The sequence below is a fragment of the Novosphingobium guangzhouense genome (genome assembly GCF_002896965.1).
Lineage (GTDB): Bacteria > Pseudomonadota > Alphaproteobacteria > Sphingomonadales > Sphingomonadaceae > Novosphingobium > Novosphingobium guangzhouense.
In genome coordinates this window covers 1-1,773 of sequence record NZ_LYMM01000108.1, presented here as the reverse complement: position 1 = coordinate 1,773, position 1,773 = coordinate 1, and the positions used below count along the sequence as shown (strand labels likewise).

General features: G+C 66.9%; 1 protein-coding gene and 1 pseudogene. Both read left to right on the top strand.

Features of this window, described 5'->3' with window-relative positions; all coding sequences use genetic code 11:
• A pseudogene (locus A8V01_RS27930) lies at positions 1 to 215 on the top strand (DNA polymerase Y family protein); the annotation flags it as partial.
• Positions 212 to 1,773, top strand: a 1,562-nt coding sequence (locus tag A8V01_RS27925; RefSeq protein ID WP_245892867.1) for a PHP domain-containing protein, incomplete at its 3' end; no start/stop codon positions are given. The pseudogene A8V01_RS27930 and the gene A8V01_RS27925, both read left to right, overlap by 4 nt.

The following is a 1,773-nucleotide window of genomic DNA, read 5'->3' as shown; positions in this document are numbered from 1 at the left end:
AGTGGCGAGGCCGGTCCTACAAGGTCGTGGCCGGCGACGGGCCGGAGCGCATCCATGGCGAATGGTGGCGGCGCAATGCCGAAGTCTGGGCTGTGCGCGACTACTACCGGGTCGAGGACGAGACGGGTGGGCGCTACTGGGTGTTCCGCCGTGGCGACGGCGTTGCCGGCGAGACCGGCGATCTCTCGTGGTGGATGCACGGGATCTTCGCATGACCGCCTATGTCGAACTCCAGGTGCTGACGCACTTCTCGTTCCTGCGCGGCGCCTCGAGCCCGGACGAACTGTTCTCGGTCGCGGCGAAACTCGGGTATCCCGCCGTCGGCATTGCCGACCTTGGCAGTGTCGCGGGCGTGGTGCGCGCCTGGGAAGCCGAGAAGGCAACCGGCGTGCGCCTCATCGCCGGGACGCGGGTCGATCTGTCTTGTGATCGCCGGCTGCTCCTTTATCCGACCGACCGGAAGGCGTGGTCCCGGATCACGCGCCTCCTCACCATCGGCAAGCGCCGGGCAGGGAAGGGCGTGTGCCTGCTGCACTGGCACGAACTTGAAGCCTGGTCCGAGGGCGTGATCGCCATTCTCCTGCCGCACGAAGCCGACGCCGAGAATGCTGCGGCACTGGCCGATCTGCGGTCCGTCTATGGACGACGCGCGCATATGGCCCTGTCCCAGCGCCGCCGGCCCGACGACGCAGTGCGGATTGATGCGCTGGCACGGCAGGCGAGCGAGGCCGGCGTGCGCGGCGTCGTCACTGGCGACGTGCTCTACCATGCGCCCGATGCCCGGCTCCTGCAGGACGTGGTGACCGCGATCCGGCACAACTGCCGGGTCGATGACCTTGGCTATCGCCGCGAGGTCAATGCCGATCGCGCGCTCAAGTCTGCGGAGGAGATGCAGCGGCGTTTCGCCGCCTATCCCGATGCCCTGCGGGCCAGCGTGGATATCGCCGAGGCCTGCACCTTCTCATTGAGCGATCTCACTTACCACTACCCGCAGGAGAAGGTGATCGAAGGCCTGACCGCGCAGCAGGCGCTGGAGACGATGGCGCACGAGGCGCTCGACGCCATGTTCGACGGTAGTCCACCGCAAGACTACCGTGACCAGATTGCCCATGAGCTGAAACTCATCGCCGAGCTGAACTACGCGCCCTATTTTCTCACCGTCCATTCGATCGTCGCCGAGGCGCGGCGCCGCGGCATCCTTTGCCAGGGGCGCGGATCGGCGGCGAACTCCTGCGTCTGCTTCGTGCTGGGCGTCACCTCGATCGATCCGATCAAGCACGAGCTGCTCTTCGAACGCTTCGTCTCGGGCGAGCGGCGCGAGCCGCCCGACATCGACGTCGATTTCGAGCATGAACGACGCGAGGAGATCATCCAGTGGATCTTCGAGACTTACGGGCGCGACCGGGCGGCGCTGACCGCAGTCATCACCCGCTTCCGCGCGCGCGGCGCGGTGCGCGATGTCGGCAAGGCCATGGGCCTGCCCGAGGATCTGACCTCGTCGCTCGCAGGCCTGGTCTGGGGCTGGTCGGCCGAAGGCGTCGGCGAGAAGCAGGCCGAGGAACTCAACCTCGACATGTCGGACATCATCCTGGTGCGCCAGAAGCCCGGCTCGGCCAAGGGCGTGCTCTTCATCACCATCGAGGACGAGACAGGCATCGCCAACGGGATCCTGTGGCCCGATCGCTTCGAAGCCCAGCGCCGCACGGTGATGTCCGCATCGATGGTGGGGCTCAAGGGCCGGGTCCAGAAGGAGGGCGAGGTGATCCACGTCAT